Source organism: Yersinia sp. Marseille-Q5920, assembly GCF_946902935.1.
In the GTDB taxonomy this organism is placed as follows: Bacteria; Pseudomonadota; Gammaproteobacteria; order Enterobacterales; family Enterobacteriaceae; genus Yersinia; species Yersinia rochesterensis.
Window position 1 is genome coordinate 29,485 of record NZ_CAMPQA010000011.1, and the last position, 20,802, is coordinate 50,286.

Below are 20,802 nucleotides of genomic sequence, written 5' to 3' on the forward strand. Positions count from 1 at the left end.
GTCAAGTGACGGCAAATGTTAAGCACGCATGCCGACAGGCAAATATAACAGGAGATTACTGATGATTACTCTGCGCAAGTTACCGATAGCACTGGCTGTTGCCGCTGGTGTCCTTTCCACTCAAGCTATGGCTGTTGATTTCCACGGGTATGCGCGTTCCGGTATCGGCTGGACGGGAAGTGGCGGTGAACAACAATGTTTCAAAACAACCGGTGCTCAAAGTAAATACCGTCTGGGTAACGAATGTGAAACTTATGCGGAAATTAAGTTAGGCCAAGAATTGTGGAAAGAAGGTGATAAGAGCTTCTACTTAGATACTAACGTTGCGTATTCCGTTTCGCAACGTGATGACTGGGAGTCCACTGACCCGGCTTTCCGTGAAGCCAACGTGCAGGGTAAGAATCTGATTGAAGCGTTGCCAGGCTCCACCATGTGGGCTGGTAAGCGCTTCTATCAACGTCATGATGTTCATATGATTGACTTCTATTACTGGGATATTTCAGGCCCAGGTGCTGGTCTTGAAACTATTGACCTGGGCTTTGGTAAGTTATCTGTCGCTGCGACTCGTAACTCAGAATCGGGCGGCTCAAGTGCTTGGATCAATAACTCACGTAAAGATGCAGAGTATACGGTTAACAACGTATACGACGTGCGTCTGGCCGGTTTAGAAACTAACCCCGGTGGTTCATTGGAGTTAGGTTTTGATTATGGTCGCGCGGATACTCAAGAAGGTTACTCGTTAGCACCAAATGCTTCTAAAGATGGTGTGATGCTGACCGCTGAGCATACCCAAAGCATGATGGGTGGCTTCAACAAGTTCGTGTTGCAATATGCTACCGACTCGATGACGTCCTATAACACCGGTCACTCGCAAGGTACGTCAGTAAATAATAATGGCCACTTATTGCGTGTTATTGACCACGGTGCCATCAATCTGGCTGAGAAGTGGGACATGATGTATGTCGCGTTATACCAAGACATTGACTTGGATAACAATAACGGCAACACATGGTACAGCGTAGGTGTACGTCCGATGTACAAATGGACACCTATCATGAGTACGTTGCTGGAAGCAGGCTACGACAACGTTAAATCACAACATACCGGTGAACGTAACGGTCAATACAAACTGACTCTGGCCCAACAATGGCAGGCAGGTGATAGCATTTGGTCACGTCCGGCAATTCGTGTCTTCGCAACTTATGCCAACTGGGATGAGAAGTGGGGCTATAGCAATACAACCGGCGTAGCACAAGACGGCACTATTGGTACCAACAGCCGCGGCAAAAACAACGAAGTCACCTTCGGTGCGCAATTCGAAGCTTGGTGGTAACAGCAGTGATACAGCCGTCCTTTAGGGCGGCTGTTCTGTTTCGATGAGGCGGGCTGCGGCCCACCTCTAACCAGATAAAGCGATATACCCTAAATAATTCGCTAACTTTACCGACCTTGCCTGGCCCAGTTAGCACCGACGCTCAATGTATGAGGGTACAATAATGAAAAAGAATCTGCTGACACTCTGTCTGGCATTGGCTCTAGGGGTCACCGCGCCTCTGGCGGTGCATGCGGAGCAAACTATTTCTCCGGCGAATGTCTCTATCGCGCCAACTATCAGTACTGCTACTTTACAACAGTTGCCTTGGCAGCCTTTAGTGCCACCGGCGACGCAAGATATCAAACTGACTACTGCCAGCCCGCAAATCTCTCAGGGGAATGTGGAAGGGGCGGTGGCCGCTTTTGCTTTACCTGCGGATCGTGGATCGATGGAGATCACGCTCAGCAGCTTAGTCACTGATAACCAACTATTTTCCCCTAGCGTATTGGTGTTAGACGAACAAATGCGCCCAGCGGCTTATTACCCGTCCAGCTATTTCACTTATGAAAAAGCGGGCATCATGACCAGCGACCGGCTGCAAGGTGTGATGAAACTGACCCCAGCATTGGGTCAAAAACAAATCTATCTACTGGTTTACACCACCCGTGATGACTTGGCCAAAACTACCACGCTGCTGGACCCGGCCAAAGCTTATGCGATGGGCGTGGGTAATGCGGTGCCGGATATTCCAGACCCGATTGCTAAACATACTCCGACCGGTAATTTGAGAATTAAAGCGACCGCTGAGCAAGGTTTGGGCAACGTGATGATTGGCTTGATTCAATCAGCGCCAGCTTCGGCTCCTGTCGTGGTGGGCAGTGCTGTGCAACCTATGGCAGCCGCAGCGCCTACACCGACAAAACCAGCAGAGCCAATGCTGAGCGAGACTGAAAACTACTTCAACCAAGCGATTAAAGACGCGGTGAAAGCCGGCGATGTCGATAAGGCGCTGAAATTGTTGAACGAAGCGGAACATTTGGGCTCAACTTCAGCCCGAAAAACCTTTATTGGTAGTGTAAAAGGCAAGGGGTAAATCCCGGCACTGCCGAATATGGCTGGATGATTGGTGTGCCTTGGCACACCTTTTTTCGTTGGGTCTTATATACGGCTACTGCCGCTCGCGATGCCTCGTTTTGGTTAATTCTGTTTTAAACATCAAACTCATTCATTTCTTCACTAAATACTTAATCTTCCTCGCGACGAATAATCAGTTGCCTTAGTCTGTCGGCTCGCTAGAGAGACAAAAGATAAATAATAATCTACAAGTCCTGTCATTGAGCCGGTAGCAGTATCTTGGATTAGCTACCGGAGAGTCATAGTTAACGACTCTTCTTGTTCAAGTATTCAATTAAAGGAGTTAATTGATGTTCAAGAAAACTCAATTTTGCCTATGGATTGCGGTACTGCCTTGTTCAGCCCCGTTTGCAGAGGAAAACCATTCCCTCGCCCCACACACGACTATCAACCAACATGCTGATTTTATTGGACTCCCCGTCAAAGTAACGGCCAGAGATCATCTGGTATTGGAACAAATGGCAAAAAACCTGCCCAACGTAAATTCTACTGCGGAGCCGGTATTTCGGCAGGCAATGCAATTAATTGATAATTCTCGAAAAATGGATCAGAAAATGTGGGTTCAGCAATTCCCTCAAATCAGCGATGCTCGTGTGGGCAGAATTGTTGATCTTTACTTGCAACTCTATGATGCAGAAGATGTTGAACATGCGGATAGTTTGGCTGGTTTACTGAATTTAAGACCGGGATTGACTGCAGCCCAAGGCTATGAAAAAGCGCGCGTTATCAGTTTAGAGCGGGAAGTTCTTTTTAAGTTATTCCAAAAAGGCCTGACTCTATCTACGGAAGAAGAACTCACTCCGCTCGCCGCCCTGAGCCTTGTCTGGTGGCTGCATCAAGAGAGTCAGCCCACTCTGGCTGAATTATCTGCTGCAATTTATCGGGCTGAATATAAAGAAATCCGTATGCAGGCGACAATACTTTATAACCATTCCCATTATGGTCATCGCTATGGTGATATCGCGGGTATTCCGGCTACGGATTTGGACAATTGGGGCATGGGCCAACTGGATGAACCGGCGCAGCCGGTTTTTAGCGCCAGTAAGGCGTTAAGAGTCATTTATGAAGGGATGAGTGCCCCTCCTGCGATAGTGCAATCGCCGGCGGCTTATCTTGCCAATGGATTTGCACCGAAGAATGCCCAAGGCAGTTACCTAACAGACCAACTGCCAGAGATGATTTTGCAAGGATGCAACTTGGTTGGTTTTGATACGTGCAGCCAGCAGGATTTTACTCAATTTCTTGCTCTCCAACATCCCGTCGGCAGTCTGGCATTTTCGCTAAAAACCACACTCAATTTACATTATCAATTACAAGGTAAAAACCTTGATGAACTGGATGGAAAGGATACTGAGCAGTTGTATGGTTTATTGGTCGAAGAAGAAATACATTTACACCAAGCTGGCGGGGTGCGCTACAGCCCGACAGTTATCTTCCTCTCTCATTTCAGCCAGTCGAATGAAGTCGAACCCCTAACGGTCGAACAAATAGCCCGCGCATTCAAACCTATTGCGGGAGACATTGATGCGTCTGATTTGCCCGATTTGGCGCAGAGTACATTTATTCGACTCCAACTATTGGGTGACAACATTATTGATGGTGCAGCGATTGATTTGGAACAAGAAAGATTTGTGTCGGACCTCAAAAGTCTTGAGCCCTTTTTTGCGCTAAACCCACCGCTATATGCTCTGACACAGCGCGGATTGTATAAAACTGAGCAACAAAAAATAGCGCGACAATTGGATTATCTCGACATGCGTTTGGCCTATCGCCATCCTCCCGCCGCTTTTGATGAAGATCAGGCGATAAGAGAAATCCTGAGAGAAAAGGGTGTCAGAGACATTTATTTCCCTCGGCAATATACCTATCGGCGGGATCTCCAGCATGGCTTTCCACAGAAAGAATTTGATTCACCTGTAGATGAATTTAAACGGCGGCGAAATGCCAGCAATCACTTTGTTGCCAATATGTCGATGCCGGGCAATAACGGCAGGCCGATTAATGTGTTTGATACGCTGGATGCGAAAAAAGCCCAATATTATGCTCACATCAAAGCTCATCCGGCACTTCGCGCGCAAGCTATTGAAGCATTAATTAATAGCGGAGAGCGGCCAGAGGGCAGTCGACTGCAACATAAAATCAATGCGTTTGCCGAAGACTATCAGCCAGAATCTGAAAACACGCGTTTTTGGGGCAATGCCTGGACATCCTTGGAAAGTCATTGGGTTTGTAAAGTACCGCTACCGAATCCGATGTGCACCATCGCCAGAGTTGAGGCCCCGCGTTATCGTAATGATAAGGAAGGTATGGCGGCAGGGATGTCAGCAATGGTAATGGAGGCGGGCCAGTTGAGGGGCATGGAAAGGGGAGTTAAAGTGATGGAGAATCCCCCGCAGGGTATAAAATCATTTGAGGCTTCTGAGCCCGCCCCAAGTATCACTGAAGTGAACCGCCAGATGATTCAAAGCCCGCGTGGAACAGAAATTGAAGTGCAACAGGTTCGGCTTAAAGACCCGTCAGTATCAGGCGGAGCACGTCAAGCTTGGGTTCGGCAGGGGGGGAGCGGTGCCTATTGGGAGGTCGATTTAGCCACCGGTCAGGACTTGGGTGTTGTCCTGAAACAAGGCCCTGAATTTATCAAACAGGGCAAGCTATTGGGCGGCGGCGCGGGGCAATCAAAAGGTTCTAGCCTTGAATTTAACCCTGAAATAAAGTTAGGTAAAAGAATTGGTAGAGGCATGTTTGGAGATGTTTACCTTGACGTCAATAACCCGGGTTTTGTTTTAAAGAAATTATTTACACGAGACAAGGTGCTGATTACCGAAGTACACACGAAAGAGGTCGAGTTTTTTAATCGATACTATGGCGAAGGTTCTGCTGAGATAATTAATGAAGGTAATCAATACTATATCAGAATGTACAGGGTGCCAGGAAAAACGCTAACAGAGATTAATACTAAAATTTTCCCGCCAAGTGCAAAGGGAAGATTTTTAAGCATGATGGACGATTTAGGGTATTACAACATCACCCATGATGATTTGAATTTTAATAATGTTTTATATGATGTAAAAACTAACACTTTTTACCCTATCGATTTTGATAACGCTTATGATGCATATTATTCACCAAGAGAGGAAAGCATCGTCAATCAATCTTGGGAAAGAAAGATGAGGTTCGACGATATTATAAAACATATTGAAACTCATACGAAAAACTAGCTTTTTACTTGATTTTATGGGGTGCAATAAAAGCGGCCTGATATCCCCCGGATACCTATTTTGCGTTACAATGGTGTTCTATTTACCAATTGCGAGGATGGATATTTTATCCTCGGCAAGGAGCGGGCCGTATGTCTACCGGCGATGCATCAATTTTAAAACCTATCCAATGGTATGCCATTGAGCAGCCAAATATTCCTGCTGACGTCGCTGACTGGCTAATGGAGTTGGGATCAATGACCCGGCGTTTTGAGCAACATTGTCAGCAAGTTCATGTCGAACCGCGACGGGAATGCTTTATTACGCGCCATGAGCTAGGGGAGGATGGCGAATATTTGCCGGCAAGTGAGCGCTATTGGCTGCGCGAGATTGTCTTATGTGGCGATAATGTCCCTTGGCTATTGGGCCGCACGGTTATTCCCGAGGAAACACTGTCTGGCCCAGATAGGGCGCTGGTGGATTTAGGGACATTACCTCTGGGGCGCTATTTATTTGGTGGTAATAATTTAACCCGAGATTATATTCAAGTAGGGCGGCAGAATGAGCTTTGGGCGCGCCGTTCATTACTACGGCTGTCAGGTAAACCCCTATTACTGACTGAAGTTTTTTTACCGGCTTCGCCGTTGTATTTGATTTAAGGGGTGGTGAGATTTTGGAGAGTGAGAAATTGAAGGGAAGTCATGTTCAGAGCAAATGGCGGGCTTATTGCCGTTTGATGCGGATCGATAAGCCCATTGGCTCATTATTACTGCTGTGGCCGACATTGTGGGCATTATGGTTGGCAGAGAAAGGTATTCCCGACACCAATATATTGATTGTTTTTGTCTTGGGTGTCTTTTTCATGCGCGCCGCCGGTTGTGTCGTCAATGATTATGCTGACCGCAATATTGATGGCTTTGTGAAACGCACCGCATCACGACCATTACCCAGCGGCCTCATCAGTGAGAAAGAAAGCAAAATCCTGTTTGTTATCTTGGTGTTGCTCTCGTTTGGGCTGGTGCTCACGCTCAATAACATGACCATATGGCTGTCACTGGCGGCATTGGCCTTAGCCTGGGTTTACCCCTTTATGAAGCGGGTGACACACTTGCCGCAGGTGGTGTTGGGCGCGGCTTTTGGGTGGTCAATCCCGATGGGGTTTGCCGCGGTGAGTGAAAGTTTACCGCTGGTTTGCTGGTTGCTATTATTAGCCAATATCTGCTGGACGGTGGCTTATGACACCCAATATGCGATGGTCGACCGTGACGACGATCTGAGGATTGGTGTTAAGTCGACCGCTATTTTATTTGGCCAGCATGACAAACTGATTATCGGTTTGCTGCAACTGGCGACATTAGTATTAATGGTGGTGATTGGCTGGCTGATGGATTTGGGGGGCGCATTTTATTGGGCCATCCTGCTGGCTGGCGCATTGTTTGTCCACCAACAGAAGATGATTGCCAGACGTGAACGTGACCCCTGTTTCCGTGCATTTCTCAACAATAACTATGTCGGCTTAGTGTTGTTTCTCGGGATTTTTATTAGCTATTGGCAATAAATACCCTGCTGGGAGACAGTTAAAAAAATGGCCAGATGATGAATCCGGCCATTTTTGTTTATGATTTTTGCTTAGCGCGACGAAGAATTAGTTATCTTCTTTATCCTCTGCCGCGGGTTCTGGCAGCAGGTTATTAGTTTCAGCCGGCATACTGACACTTTCAATCGTCAGCTTCACTTCCGGCGTCATCAATGCACTCAGCATATTGTAAACTTCCAGCGTATGTTCCTGAATCGCATCACCGCTGTCACTGATATAACCCTCTTCGCGCAAGGTGCCCACCAGTGTGGAGAACACGGCTTTATCGAAGAATTCCGGCGCGTTAATGCCATGCAGAACAGACAAGCGCTGCGCCATAATGCGGCTCTCTTTCTCCAACGCGCCCCGATTGATGCTTGGGTTCGCACTGAGTAACGAAAGGGTAATCGCATAGCGTTGCAGGGTTTCGCGCACCCCGGCGGCCAGTAATTGCAGCGGACGAATACGGGCCGGATTCAGCACCAATTCATTCCCTTTGTCGCAAATCAACTGCTGACGCGCCAGTTCATCAATCAGCGTGTCCAATGTCTGTGGTAATTGTTCTTTACTGTAATGCAGGAATAATTCAGCTTTCAGCATCGGGTAGATCATGCTGATTTGACGCAATAACTCGGCACGAGTGATACGCCGTTGATACATAACCATACTGGCAATGAGCGATGGCAATATCAGCAAATGCTGGATGTTATTGCGATAGTAGGTCATCAGCACGGCTTGTTCCCGTGGCAGGATGATAATGTCACCAATATTGTCTTTTTCCACCTCAAACTTATTCATATTCAAGGCGTGATTAAGTAACTCTTCCGGCGTCTTATCCGGCACGGTGACATCTTTTGCATAAGGCACATTGCGCATCAGTTGCAAGTAGCAATCGAGTTGCTCGAGCAGTTGCTCGCGAGTGAGTGAGCGCTGACGTGAAGCTAACAATGCCGTCGAACATAAGTTCATGGCATTGGCCGCCGCCGCATTGTTAATCCGAACCATAATCTGGCCAGCCAAATCATTCACTGCCGGTGTCAGCCAGCTTGGGCGCTGTGCTTCGATAGGGTCGATAGCATCACGCCACTGCGGCACATTGGTGTTCAGATAGGTGGTCAACGGGATTGGCTCACCAAAGTTGACATAGCCCTGGCCGAGATTACGCAGCTTGCGCAAGCCCCGCAGCATCTGCAACAGGCTCTCTTTCTCTTTGGTCGCGCCACGTAATTCTTTGGCGTAAGTTCCCACTTCCATCACATGTTCGTAGCCGATATAAATCGGCACTAAGGTGATTGGGCGCGAACCGCCACGCAACATGGCCTGTATTGTCATCGACAGTGTGCCGGTTTTAGGCTCCAGCAGGCGGCCAGTCCGTGAGCGCCCACCTTCAACAAAGTATTCCACTGAATAACCACGGGTGAATAATTCGCCCAGATATTCACGAAACACAGTTGAATAAAGTTTATTGCCTTTAAAGGTACGGCGAATAAAGAACGCACCCAGACGGCGGAAAATCGGGCCAGCTGGCCAGAAATTCAAGTTAATACCGGCAGCAATATGCGGCGGCACCAGCCCTTGATGATAAAGCACATAGGAGAGCAGCAGATAGTCCATATGGCTGCGATGGCAAGGCACATAGACGATTTCATGGCCATCTTGTGCCAATTGCCGCACGCGCTCTGCATTGTGGACATTGATGCCCTGATACAAACGGTTCCACGTCCAGCTCAAGACTCGGTCGGACAGACGCACAGCTTCATAAGAGAAGTCGGCGGCTATTTCTTCCATTAGCGTAATGGCGTTTTGTTGCGCTTTCTCGTGAGAGATTTTTTTGGTTCGCGCTTCATCGGCGACTGCTTTTTCAATTGCTTTGGACGTTAACAGTTTTTTGAACAAATCCTGACGGGCCGGTAGGCTCGGGCCAACCGCAGCTAACCGCTGACGCGAGAAATGCATCCGCGCTACGCGTGCCAATTTATGGGCGATGGTTTTATCGGTACCATGCTCACTGGCCATTCGACGCAGTGATACCGTGGTCGAAAAGCGCACAAAACTATCGCGGCCCAGCCACAATACAGCAAAGAATTTCTGCACGCCGTTTAGCACGCGCAGATGTGGCGTACCATGGCCTTCACGCCCCGGAGAGCGGCCAAACATCACCGAGACCGGCAGCATTTGGATATCCAGCTCCGGATTATTGCGATGCAGATCCAGATAATCGTGGAATAGCTTGACCGACTCCTGTTTCGGGGCGTAATAGCGAAACACCCGCGGGCCGTTATCGATAAAGACATGGCTGGGAAGGCTTACGCCATCGATTTCCAATGGAATCAATGGGTCGGGCAGATCCTGCGCCAGACATTGCGCTCGCAAAGTCAGCAAATCAGCCTTAGAATTGTAAGGTAAAACGTACAGAATAGGACGAGACGGGTCTAACCCTAACTCAGTCACAGGATCTGCCGGAATAACCTTGCTTTTTACCAACAGTTTAAGTGGTAAATTCAACAACTTATAATATATTTTACGCCAACCTGACATAACTACATGAAGCCTCTTGTTAGCAATTCGTCGCAAGGATACCAGAAAGTGGTTTTGAGATCTGTGGTGATGAGACAACAGAAAACGGCAAAAATCATCATTAACTTAAGATAAAGGCAATAAAATATGGCGAACCAATCAACAGGGTTAATCCGAATCTATAAAGCAGCGGGTTATTCTGTTAAAGGCTTAACCGCAGCTTGGAAAAATGAAGCCGCATTTCGGCAAGAAATGGTGGCCGCCATACTCGCTATCATACTGGCCTTCTGGCTGGATGTAGATGCAATCACACGGATTTTATTGATTGGCAGTGTTGTTTTAGTGATTATTATCGAAATCATTAATAGTGCCATCGAAGCCGTGGTGGACCGCATCGGCAGTGAATTCCACGAACTATCAGGCCGGGCTAAAGATATGGGCTCTGCCGCCGTGTCTCTGGCCATCTTGTTGGCGCTATTTATATGGATAACTGTGCTTTGGCAACATGCTGGTTAATCAATGCTGTTGATGTAAACAGTGATTAATCCCTGTTTTTATTCACTCTTTGGTTCCCAATACCTGCTTACCTGTATATACTCACAGCAAGACTGTATAAACAAACAGGGGGCGGAATGAAAGCACTTACTACCAGACAGCAAGAGGTTTATGACCTGGTGCGCGACCACCTAGCGCAAACAGGTATGCCACCGACCCGTGCCGAAATTGCGCAGCGTCTGGGGTTTCGCTCTCCTAACGCCGCTGAAGAGCATTTAAAAGCACTGGCCCGTAAGGGCGTTATTGAGATTGTTTCCGGCGCTTCCCGTGGTATCCGTTTATTGATGGAAGAAGAAGATGGCCTGCCACTGATTGGTCGGGTTGCCGCAGGTGAGCCGCTGTTAGCCCAACAACATATCGAAGGGCATTACAAAGTTGATCCTTCCATGTTTAAGCCGAGTGCAGATTTTTTGTTGCGGGTTAATGGGATGTCGATGAGAGATATCGGTATTCTGGACGGTGACTTATTGGCGGTACATAAGACTCAAGATGTGCGTAATGGGCAAGTGGTTGTTGCGCGAATTGATGATGAAGTGACGGTAAAACGTTTGAAAAAACAAGGTAATATCGTACAACTTCTCCCAGAAAATAGTGAGTTTCAGCCGATTGTTGTCGATCTGCGTGAGCAAAGTTTCACTATTGAAGGTTTGGCTGTTGGTGTCATCCGCAATGGCGACTGGATCTGATTTTAACGTTTATTTATATACCCTTCAATGGAAGGGTATATAAAGCATTTAATTCCTCTAATACTTAACTCAATCTAGTTTGAGAATATTCTGATAATAACTTATTAATTGCTGTTTTAACTGAAAATTACGAGTTTTTATTTCCTGTTTATTGCTATGATGACAGTGATTAATATTAACCTTACTTTAATTGTCAGTATCCTTTGCTATAGTTATTCATACGGTAAGCGAAGCAACAATATTTAATTTAAATTATGACTGTGAATAACTCATTTAAATTAAATTTGTTTTTAGGGAGTAAATATACTTACCGTGTTGAATTAAATAAACTGACGAATCTTAAGGTAACGGAGATATTATGAATAAAGATCAAGTCGACGGTAACTGGAAGCAGTTTAAAGGTAAAGTTAAAGAGAATTGGGGCAAGCTGACTGATGATGACCTGACCGTCATTGAAGGTAAGCGTGACCAGTTGGTGGGTAAAATCCAGGAGAAATACGGCTATCAGAAAGAGCAAGCCGAGAAAGAAGTTAAAGCCTGGGAAGACCACAGTAAATATCGCTGGTAACAGCGTTAAATGGATTTAAACTGATATTGATATAAATCTATCGGGGCTCTCATTTTTCAGAATGCATTTTATTAAATGGCACATTCTATTCGTAGAGTGATGATTATTTTAATGAGGATGTTCTGCTACTCCTGTATTTATATCGATATGGACACAAGGAAGTGTCTTATTTATACTTTATTACTCTCCACCTATTCTATATATTATGAACCGCATCCATTATATTGGATATAGGCGGTAAATTTTTTATAAGTGGGTTCCCTTCGAAACTGCCGCCTTTCTAGCGACAGTTTGATTTTATCACCAGAAGGTTATTTCTTTTTCGTCACAATAGAATGGTCGTGGTCACAATGTTCATGACTTTCACAGGCTTCAACTTCTCCACATTCCGCACATAAACCATGAGCCTCAACCACACTATGACGTAGGGTAAAACCCGACTGTTTTGCTAACAGCGCCAAGGCTTCTTCGATGCCGACTGTGGTGCGTTCTGTCACAATCTTGCAGCGATCGCAGATAAAAAGCGCAGAAGTATGAGTTGGTTCTTCAAAATGATGACACAACACATAGCTGTTCGCTGATTCTACGCGGTGAATAAACCCTTGTTCCAACAAGAAATCCAAAGCGCGATAAACTGTGGGTGGTTTTGCTTGCGGCTCAGAAATACGCAGCAGATCTAACAGGTCATAAGCGCTGATTGCACCGGGCTGCTGTGCCATTAATCGTAATACTTCAAGACGTTGCGGTGTCAGCCGGACGTTACGTTGTTGGCACAGGCTCTCCGCCTGGGCAAGCAGCTTTTCCTGATTGATAGGGTTCATCATATACATCCCGCAGCATTCGAATAGTATCGATTTTATCATATTTACTAATAATCGCCGATAGATGAAAAAATGAGGAGCCACGGAGTGTCAATATTTTGGCAAGTCGCAGCAGTTAGCGGTAAATTTTCACTCTTTGCGCTACAACTATCACTCAGGCAGTCATCGTAAAGTTCTATGTTATAATCCCTGATTCCTTCCCATTGTTTAGTTTGCTCAATAAGTAATATCAATGGGCAATTGATGCAGTCATAACCGATGAAACCACAGTAAATGCACGAAGCTCAGACTTTTTCCAGCACTCAGGCCGAAAAGCCAAGTTATCCCCTGCAACGTTTTTCCGTCGCGCCGATGCTCGACTGGACAGATCGCCATTGCCGTTATTTCCATCGCTTGTTAACTAAACAGACTTTGTTGTACACCGAAATGGTGACCACCGGTGCCATTATCCACGGCAAAGGGGATTATCTGGCTTATAGTGAGCAAGACCATCCCGTGGCATTACAGCTGGGTGGCAGTGATCCGCAGGCCTTAGCGCATTGTGCCAAACAGGCAGAGCTTCGTGGGTATAATGAAATAAATCTTAATGTCGGTTGCCCCTCTGATCGGGTGCAAAATGGCCGTTTTGGGGCTTGCCTGATGGCGGAGGCCAATCTGGTCGCTGATTGCATTAAAGCAATGCGTGATGTGGTTTCTATTCCGGTAACGGTGAAAACCCGCATTGGTATTGATGAGTTGGATAGCTATGAGTTCTTGTGTGAATTCGTGCAAACCGTCGCAGGCCGTGGTGAGTGTGATATTTTCACTATTCATGCTCGTAAAGCTTGGCTTTCAGGACTCAGCCCGAAAGAAAATCGCGAAGTACCGCCACTGGATTATGAGCGAGTTTATCAGCTTAAACGTGATTTCCCGGCACTGACCATTGCCATTAATGGTGGGGTCAAAACGCTGGCTGAAGCCAAAGAACATCTCAAGCATCTTGATGGGGTGATGATGGGGCGCGAAGCTTACCAAAACCCCAGCATTTTGACCCAAGTGGATCGCGAACTGTTTGATCCGAATGCGCCAGTGGTTGACAGTGTGAAAGCCATCGAAGCGCTTTATCCTTACATTGAACAAGAGCTGTCACGCGGCGCTTATCTAGGCCATATAACCCGCCATATTCTGGGTATTTTCCAGGGAATTCCTGGCGCGCGCCAATGGCGTCGTCATCTGAGTGAAAATGCGCATAAGCCCGGTGCTGATGTATCTGTGGTAGAACAGGCGCTAGCGCTGGTCATCCGCCCGCAGCACAGTTCACTGTAATAAATTAACTACAAGTTAGCGAAATTGACCATGCCTGCCTATTTCCCTGGCAGGCAATTTTTTGTCTATAAGTAATAAATTCAATATGTTATCTGCTTGCTCTGGGTTGGCACGTTTCTTGTACTGTATCTTGGTAAACCGTTGATAAAATCTCTGTCGAGATCACTGTGTAAGTGATGCATTTACAGGGGATTAAACAGCAATTAAGGAGCCAGCCATGTTAGAAATTTTCTTTGTTATCGGTTTTTTCATCATGTTGATGGCAACCGGCATCTCCTTGTTGGGTATCTTCGCTGCATTATTGGTGGCCGCTGCTTTTATGATGTTGGGCGGCTTATTTGTGATGATGATTAAGTTGCTGCCATGGTTGATTTTAGCCGTGGTGGTGGTCTGGATCTGGCGCTCAATGCAGAAACCGGTAATACGCCGCTACTGATTATTTTGCTTTCTTGCGGGAGTGATCACAGGCTGAAAGTTTAGTTGCATGAATTGTTAGGAAAACGTGTTTTTTCCTAAACGGGCTTGCTAGGATGCTACCCAACACGATTTGTTATCACATTTTCATCCCTGTCAGAGGTAAAAATAGCCGTATAAACGGCAGGTTCATTTAAGTGAACATGGCTCTGACAGAATACCTAGCCGTACCCCTACAAATGCATCAATGAAACAGTAAAATCAGAGCCTCGAATAAATAGAGGCTCTGATTCTTACTTTTATAGCGTAAGATAGATGATTAGATACTCAGTATATAAAATATCAAATAATTAAGAGTCAAAATATTGAATAATTTAATGACATAAATGAAAGGTTCAATCACTAATATTAAAGGTTAGTAAAAAATCGATTGTAGTTGGCGATAATATAAACTATTTGTGCGACAAATGCTTCTTGGGCCAACTTCTTATCTTCTTCATTTTGACATTTTTCTTTTACATCAAAAAAACTTTGTTGCATCAATTGAACGGTAACATCAGCAGATTTTTGAAATGCTGACATATTATTGTTTTTATTGAATTTATCAAGTAACAAATCAAATTTTTGATCAGCGAAATCTCGCAGTATTTGGAATTCTTCATTGTTAATTTTATTATCGCAATAAAAAGCATTCAATAGTGTTTTTATATCTCTATTAATTTCTGAATCATGCATAATTAAAACCTCAGTATATGTAATGAATAATGTTGCTTCAGTATTACACATTGAGAGTATATAGATAATGCAATCAGAGCAATTGGGCTTCAGTAGTCAGCGGTCTGAAAATAATAAAAAAATAACTTTTTAATAATTTATAATGGATAATAATATTTATTATCCATTATTGCAGCAGGAAATTAAGGGATCAACAGACTGGAGCCGGTTGTCTGGCGGCTTTCTAATATTTTATGGGCACGGCGAGCATCACTTAGCGGGAATTGTTGGGCTTTAGCAACATCCACACTAATGTCACCACTGATAATTAATGAGAATAGCTCACGGCTAGCACTTTCCAACTCTTGCCGATTAGTCACATAGGCGTTTAAGGAAGCGCGAGTCACAAACAGTGAGCCTTTTTGGTTGAGTATGGCAAGGTCTACCCCGGTTACTGGGCCAGAGGCATTACCAAAGCTCACCATCAACCCTCTGCGTTTAAGGCTATTAAGCGAATCCAACCAGGTACTTTTCCCAACCGAATCATATACCACACCCACTTTTTCACCATTGGTCAGCTCCGCCACTCGCTCGGCGATATTTTCGGTGCGATAGTTTATGGTGGCCCAAGCTCCCTTGGATTTTGCCAATTCAGCTTTTTCATCGGAGCCGACGGTGCCAATCAGTTTTGCACCCAAAGCTTTTGCCCATTGGCAGGCTATCAACCCGACACCGCCTGCCGCCGCGTGGAATAAGAATACTTCGCCGGGTTTGATTTCATGGGTTTGGCGTAATAAATACTGCACTGTCAGCCCCTTAAGAAAAGAGGCCGCAGCTTGTTCGAAAGAGATTTCCGCAGGGAGCAGGGCGATTTTATTCGCGTCGACATTATGGACTTCGCTGTAAGCGCCAAGGGCTGATTGGGCGTATACTACTCGGTCACCGACTTTTATCGTGTTAACCGCCGAACCGACTTTGGTGACCAACCCGGCAGCCTCACTCCCTAAGCCGCTGGGGAACTGTGGCGGTGGATAGAGTCCGGTACGAACATAGGTATCAATATAGTTAATCCCAATAGCTTTGTTTTCTACCTGAACTTCATGTGCCGCAGGGTTCACCGGCGTGAAATCAAGGTATTGCAATACTTCCGGCCCGCCAGGGATGCTAAATTGAATATGCTTTGCCATGTTAGCTCCTCACAATAAGTGTATTTTCACCTTACAGAGTTCTACACGAGGTGCCCACTTCTTGCTAATACCGATAAGTAATAGGGAATTCATAATTACCCATCGGGTATCATCGCGTATACTAGGCGGCACTATTTTCCTATCGTTACAATTATCCTATCGCAACAGAGGTAAAGAGCACTTTTCATGGCAGCAAAAAAACCAACCAACAAGATGACAGAGCCACGCGATCGCCAGATGGAAGGGCTGAAACTCCCGCCTCATTCGCTGGAGGCAGAGCAGTCCGTGTTGGGCGGTTTGATGCTGGATAATGAGCGCTGGGATAACGTCTCTGAGCGCGTAGCCAGCAATGATTTTTTCAGCCGCCCACATCGCCGGATCTTTACTGAAATGCAGCGCTTGCTGGAAAATAGCAAGCCGATCGACTTGATCACCTTGTCCGAATCGCTCGAGCAAAAAGGTGATTTGGATTCGGTGGGGGGCTTTGCCTATCTGGCCGAGTTATCAAAAAATACGCCAAGTGCCGCGAATATCGGGGCTTATGCTGATATCGTCCGCGAACGTGCAGTCGTCCGTGAAATGATCTCGGTGGCTAATGAAATTGCTGATGCCGGCTATGATCCGCAAGGGCGTAGCAGTGAAGATCTGCTGGATCTGGCGGAATCTAAAGTATTCCAAATTGCCGAAAGCCGCGCCAGTAAAGATGAAGGGCCGAAAAGTGTCGATCAGATCCTCGAAGCTACAGTCGCGCGGATCGAACAGCTTTATCAGCGGCCACATGATGGTGTTACCGGGGTTTCGACCGGTTTTACTGACCTCGATAAAAAGACCGCCGGGCTGCAAAAGTCGGATTTGATCATTGTCGCCGCGCGTCCATCAATGGGGAAAACCACCTTTGCGATGAACTTATGTGAAAACGCCGCGATGATGCAGGAAAAACCGGTATTAATCTTCAGTTTGGAAATGCCCGGCGATCAGATAATGATGCGTATGTTGGCGTCCTTATCACATGTCGATCAGACCCGCATTCGTACCGGCCAGCTTGATGATGAGGATTGGGCGCGGATTTCCAGCACCATGGGCATATTGATGGAAAAGCGCAATATGTACATCGATGACTCCTCCGGCCTGACCCCGACTGAAGTGCGTTCCCGTGCGCGGCGTATTTTCCGCGAACACGGCGGGTTGAGCTTGATTATGATCGACTACCTGCAATTGATGCGGGTGCCGTCGCTTTCGGATAACCGCACCTTGGAAATCGCCGAAATCTCACGTTCCCTGAAAGCATTGGCAAAAGAGCTACAAGTGCCGGTGGTGGCGCTGTCTCAGCTTAACCGTAGTTTGGAGCAACGTGCCGATAAACGGCCGGTCAACTCCGACTTACGTGAATCAGGTTCTATTGAGCAGGATGCTGACTTAATCATGTTTATTTATCGTGATGAGGTTTATCACGAAAACAGTGATGAAAAAGGGATTGCGCAAATTATTTTGGGTAAACAGCGTAACGGCCCGATCGGTTCTGTCCGACTGAAGTTTAATGGTCAATGGTCGCGCTTTGATAATTATGCCGGCCCGCAATACGACGACGAATAGTATCCCTTCGTACTTGAAGCCGCAGGGTTGTTAGCTACGCTCACGCACCCGAATCACTGACTTGTGTCAGTTCATCGGGATTTGTTCGCTTGCTGCCTACCTGCAACTCCAATGACATTGGGCATAACATCTATTAAGTATTAAGGATAAGAAATGAAAGCGGCAACAGCAGTAATCGACCGCCGCGCTCTGCGACATAACTTGCAACAGGTTCGGCGCATGGCGCCGCAAAGTCGCCTGATTGCTGTTGTGAAAGCAAACGCTTATGGCCACGGGTTATTAGAAACAGCGCATACCTTACAGGATGCAGATTGCTATGGTGTTGCGCGGATCGGCGAAGCGCTAATGTTGCGATCTGGCGGAATTGTTAAACCGATTTTGCTGTTGGAAGGGTTCTTTGCCGCCGAAGATCTTCCGATTCTGGTGGCTAACCGCATTGAAACCGCAGTACACAGCATTGAACAACTGGAAGCGCTGGAAACGGCTAATCTTTCTGCCCCCATTAATGTTTGGATGAAACTGGATACCGGCATGCACCGCCTGGGCGTGCGCCCGGAACAAGCGGAGGCTTTTTACCAGCGTTTAAGCGCGTGCCGCAATATCATCCAACCAGTCAATATTATGAGCCACTTTAGCCGTGCAGATGAGCCGCAAGTGGAGACCACCCGCCAGCAACTTGACTGTTTTGATACCTTCATCACCGGCAAACCGGGGATGAAGTCCATCGCAGCATCTGGCGGTATTTTGCTGTGGCCAGAGGCGCACCGTGATTGGGTGCGCCCCGGTATCATACTGTATGGGGTTTCGCCGATGGACGAACCCTATGCCAGCCACTTTGATTTGTTGCCCGCAATGGCATTGAAATCCAGCCTGATTGCGGTTCGTGAGCATAAAGCTGGTGAACCTGTTGGCTATGGCGGTACTTGGGTCAGTGAGCGGGACACGCGTCTCGGCGTGGTGGCGATTGGTTATGGCGATGGTTATCCACGCAGCGCCCCTTCGGGCACACCAATGTGGCTGAATGGCCGCGAAGTTGGCATTGTTGGCCGGGTTTCAATGGATATGATTTCTGTTGATCTGGGGCCGGACGCCACGGACAAAGTGGGTGACGAAGTGTTGCTGTGGGGGGCTGAACTGCCGGTTGAAAAAATTGCTGCACAGACCGGTATCAGCGCCTATGAATTGATTACTAAGCTGACCTCCCGTGTTGCGATGGAATATTTAGGCGAATAATAATAAGGTAAGCTGCATAAAGATACCCGCCGTAGACAATTATTACCGATAAAGGAGAGCAGCGCCGTGTTCCAAAATGTTGACGCCTATGCAGGTGATCCGATCCTGTCGCTGATGGAAAGTTTTAAAGCCGATGACCGCGCACATAAAGTGAATTTGAGCATTGGGCTTTATTACAATGAGCTGGGCGAAATCCCATTGATGCAGGCAGTAAAAGCTGCCGAAGCGCAATTGAGCGCTCAGCCACACGGTACACCGGTCTATCTGCCGATGGAAGGTTTGCAACCTTATCGTAGCGCTATCCAGCAGCTATTATTTGGTGCAGAACATCCTATGTTGGCACAGAAGCGGGTGGCGACAATTCAAACCGTGGGTGGCTCTGGTGCATTGAAAGTCGGTGCTGATTTCCTCAATCATTATTTCCCAGATTCGCAGGTTTGGGTCAGTGACCCTACTTGGGAAAACCATGTTGCTATCTTTAGCGGCGCAGGTTTTAAAGTGAATACCTATCCGTATTTTGATCATGACAAGCTGGGCGTAAAGTTTGATCAAATGCTGGCAACACTCCAGCAGTTACCGGCCAAAAGCATTGTGTTATTACACCCTTGTTGCCACAACCCTACGGGATCGGATCTCACTAATGCGCAATGGGATCAGGTGATTGAAGTGGCTAAGGGCCGGGATCTGATCCCGTTCCTGGATATTGCTTATCAAGGTTTTGGTGTCGGGCTGAATGAAGATGCCTATGCTATCCGCGCGATGGCGGCAGCAGAATTGCCCTGTTTGGTCAGTAACTCCTTCTCTAAAATTTTCTCTCTGTATAACGAGCGGGTCGGTGGTTTGTCTGTCGTGTGTGAAAGTGAAGAAGCGGCAGGCCGTGTATTAGGGCAACTGAAAGCCACTGTTCGCCGTAACTATTCCAGCCCACCCAACTTTGGTGCGCAAGTGGTTTCAAAAGTGCTGCACGACACTGAATTACAAGCACAATGGCAAGCTGAAGTAGAGCAAATGCGTTTGCGTATTATTGAAATGCGCAGCAGGTTAGTCGATGCTTTGAAAGCTTCATTGCCTAATCGTAATTTTGACTATTTGCTGCAACAGCGCGGTATGTTCAGCTACACCGGTTTCAGCGCAGCACAAGTGGACCGTCTGCGTGAAGAGTTTGGTGTGTATCTGATTGCCAGCGGCAGGATGTGTATGGCGGGCGTCAATCACAGCAATGTTCAGCGCGTCGCGGCGGCTTTTGCTGCGGTGCAGTAAGTCGAGCTTCTAGTTTCTAAGGCGATAGCGATATCGCCTTTTTTATTTGTTTTTTTCGCCACCTTTCCGCGACTTATCTCTATATCCCGCTTGTTTGACCCATGGCCAATGGTTGTATGTTGATTAAAGAATATACTAATAAATACGGCGGACGCATGCCAAACGATCATTCATTGCTCACAGTAAATCTGTTGTCATAGGCGCAAGCTAGTCACTAAGAATATGTCACTGATGGCATGTATCACTGATTATGGAATAAATAACTTATGAGGCCCTGTCGCGAGACGCTACCGGCCCATTACAGGAGATATCCCCATGAATCATTCGGCATTACTGGAATACTGCATGTCCAAACCGGGGGCAGAGCAGAGTGACCACGAGGAGTGGCAGGCAAATCAGATTAAAGTGGCCGATGTCATGTTTGCTATGGTGGGTGAGACCCACGGGCGGCCCTCTATCTCATTGAAAACTAGCCCTGAATTGGCAGAAAGCCTAAGAGAGCAACATCCAGAGATCGTGCCGAGTGAACACTTGAATAAAGCGCACTGGAACACGGTGTTTCTGGATGGAAAATTACCGAATTCACAGTTCTATTCGCTAATTGACCGCTCTTATCAATTGGTTTTGCAGGGATTACCGGAACATAGAAGACAGGGGTTGGTCGTCTGAGGGCTAAAAAGAGCCTCTGGGACAGAGAGTTTCCTGCCCCAGAGTGCTAGTTTGATGT

At 46.8% G+C, this 20,802-nt stretch carries 18 protein-coding genes; 14 read left to right on the forward strand and 4 right to left on the reverse strand.

What is annotated here, in order from left to right:
- The first annotated feature begins 58 nt into the window (after positions 1–58).
- The 5 genes from OVO64_RS15365 to ubiA all read left to right on the forward strand — a co-directional run bounded on the left by OVO64_RS15365 (position 59) and on the right by ubiA (position 7,204).
- A complete protein-coding gene (locus OVO64_RS15365; RefSeq protein ID WP_196333105.1) occupies positions 59–1,333 on the forward strand; it encodes a maltoporin in 1,275 nt (424 codons plus the stop codon).
- A 163-nt stretch (positions 1,334–1,496) separates the two neighbouring features.
- Positions 1,497–2,408, forward strand: a complete 912-nt coding sequence (gene malM, locus OVO64_RS15370; protein ID WP_032820466.1) for a maltose operon protein MalM — start codon at positions 1,497–1,499, stop codon at positions 2,406–2,408.
- Between the two features lie 331 nt (positions 2,409–2,739).
- Positions 2,740–5,667: a serine/threonine-protein kinase gene (locus OVO64_RS15375; RefSeq protein WP_267248879.1), complete on the forward strand. Its 2,928-nt coding sequence runs from the start codon at positions 2,740–2,742 to the stop codon at positions 5,665–5,667.
- Between the two features lie 131 nt (positions 5,668–5,798).
- The gene (gene ubiC / locus OVO64_RS15380; RefSeq protein ID WP_267248880.1) at positions 5,799–6,305 is read left to right on the forward strand and encodes a chorismate lyase; all 507 of its coding nucleotides are present in this window, start codon (positions 5,799–5,801) and stop codon (positions 6,303–6,305) included.
- A gap of 29 nt (positions 6,306–6,334) precedes the next feature.
- Complete coding sequence (ubiA, locus tag OVO64_RS15385; protein ID WP_267248892.1) at positions 6,335–7,204, forward strand: 4-hydroxybenzoate octaprenyltransferase; 870 nt, start codon at positions 6,335–6,337, stop codon at positions 7,202–7,204.
- 87 nt (positions 7,205–7,291) lie between these two features.
- On the opposite strand, the gene plsB is transcribed toward ubiA, so the two are convergent.
- Complete coding sequence (plsB, locus tag OVO64_RS15390) at positions 7,292–9,760, reverse strand: glycerol-3-phosphate 1-O-acyltransferase PlsB (RefSeq protein WP_038638521.1); 2,469 nt, start codon at positions 9,758–9,760, stop codon at positions 7,292–7,294.
- Between the two features lie 126 nt (positions 9,761–9,886).
- On the opposite strand from plsB, the gene OVO64_RS15395 reads away from it, so the two are divergent.
- From OVO64_RS15395 to OVO64_RS15405, 3 genes are all read left to right on the forward strand, one after another.
- The gene (locus OVO64_RS15395; RefSeq protein WP_038638525.1) at positions 9,887–10,255 is read left to right on the forward strand and encodes a diacylglycerol kinase; all 369 of its coding nucleotides are present in this window, start codon (positions 9,887–9,889) and stop codon (positions 10,253–10,255) included.
- A gap of 116 nt (positions 10,256–10,371) precedes the next feature.
- Complete coding sequence (gene lexA / locus OVO64_RS15400; protein WP_004704739.1) at positions 10,372–10,980, forward strand: transcriptional repressor LexA; 609 nt, start codon at positions 10,372–10,374, stop codon at positions 10,978–10,980.
- Between the two features lie 358 nt (positions 10,981–11,338).
- Positions 11,339–11,548 (forward strand): CsbD family protein, encoded by a 210-nt coding sequence (locus OVO64_RS15405; RefSeq protein ID WP_038638529.1) that lies wholly within the window; start codon positions 11,339–11,341, stop codon positions 11,546–11,548.
- A 311-nt stretch (positions 11,549–11,859) separates the two neighbouring features.
- Here OVO64_RS15405 and zur read toward each other — a convergent pair whose 3' ends face one another.
- Entirely contained in the window at positions 11,860–12,369 is a 510-nt protein-coding gene (zur, locus tag OVO64_RS15410; RefSeq protein WP_032820476.1) for a zinc uptake transcriptional repressor Zur, read from the reverse strand.
- A 273-nt stretch (positions 12,370–12,642) separates the two neighbouring features.
- On the opposite strand from zur, the gene dusA reads away from it, so the two are divergent.
- Positions 12,643–13,674: a tRNA dihydrouridine(20/20a) synthase DusA gene (gene dusA / locus OVO64_RS15415; protein ID WP_038638532.1), complete on the forward strand. Its 1,032-nt coding sequence runs from the start codon at positions 12,643–12,645 to the stop codon at positions 13,672–13,674.
- Positions 13,675–13,891: 217 nt separating this feature from the next.
- Entirely contained in the window at positions 13,892–14,110 is a 219-nt protein-coding gene (gene pspG, locus OVO64_RS15420; protein WP_038638535.1) for an envelope stress response protein PspG, read from the forward strand.
- Between the two features lie 386 nt (positions 14,111–14,496).
- Here the strand turns inward: pspG and OVO64_RS15425 are convergent, their stop codons facing one another.
- Both OVO64_RS15425 and OVO64_RS15430 read right to left on the reverse strand, forming a co-directional pair.
- A complete protein-coding gene (locus tag OVO64_RS15425; RefSeq protein ID WP_120011532.1) occupies positions 14,497–14,823 on the reverse strand; it encodes a hypothetical protein in 327 nt (108 codons plus the stop codon).
- Between the two features lie 182 nt (positions 14,824–15,005).
- Positions 15,006–15,989 (reverse strand): quinone oxidoreductase, encoded by a 984-nt coding sequence (locus tag OVO64_RS15430; RefSeq protein ID WP_038638542.1) that lies wholly within the window; start codon positions 15,987–15,989, stop codon positions 15,006–15,008.
- 186 nt (positions 15,990–16,175) lie between these two features.
- Here OVO64_RS15430 and dnaB point away from each other — a divergent pair, with 186 nt between their 5' ends.
- The 4 genes from dnaB (at position 16,176) to OVO64_RS15450 (ending at position 20,744) form a co-directional block, all read left to right on the forward strand.
- Positions 16,176–17,582 carry a replicative DNA helicase gene (gene dnaB, locus OVO64_RS15435; RefSeq protein WP_038638544.1) on the forward strand — a complete coding sequence of 469 codons (1,407 nt, stop codon included), beginning with the start codon at positions 16,176–16,178 and terminating at the stop codon, positions 17,580–17,582.
- A 153-nt stretch (positions 17,583–17,735) separates the two neighbouring features.
- Positions 17,736–18,815 carry an alanine racemase gene (gene alr / locus OVO64_RS15440; RefSeq protein WP_038638548.1) on the forward strand — a complete coding sequence of 360 codons (1,080 nt, stop codon included), beginning with the start codon at positions 17,736–17,738 and terminating at the stop codon, positions 18,813–18,815.
- A gap of 66 nt (positions 18,816–18,881) precedes the next feature.
- Positions 18,882–20,075 carry an amino acid aminotransferase gene (locus OVO64_RS15445; RefSeq protein ID WP_050292221.1) on the forward strand — a complete coding sequence of 398 codons (1,194 nt, stop codon included), beginning with the start codon at positions 18,882–18,884 and terminating at the stop codon, positions 20,073–20,075.
- 315 nt (positions 20,076–20,390) lie between these two features.
- Positions 20,391–20,744, forward strand: a complete 354-nt coding sequence (locus OVO64_RS15450; protein WP_038638554.1) for an MmcQ/YjbR family DNA-binding protein — start codon at positions 20,391–20,393, stop codon at positions 20,742–20,744.
- Positions 20,745–20,802: the final 58 nt, after the last annotated feature.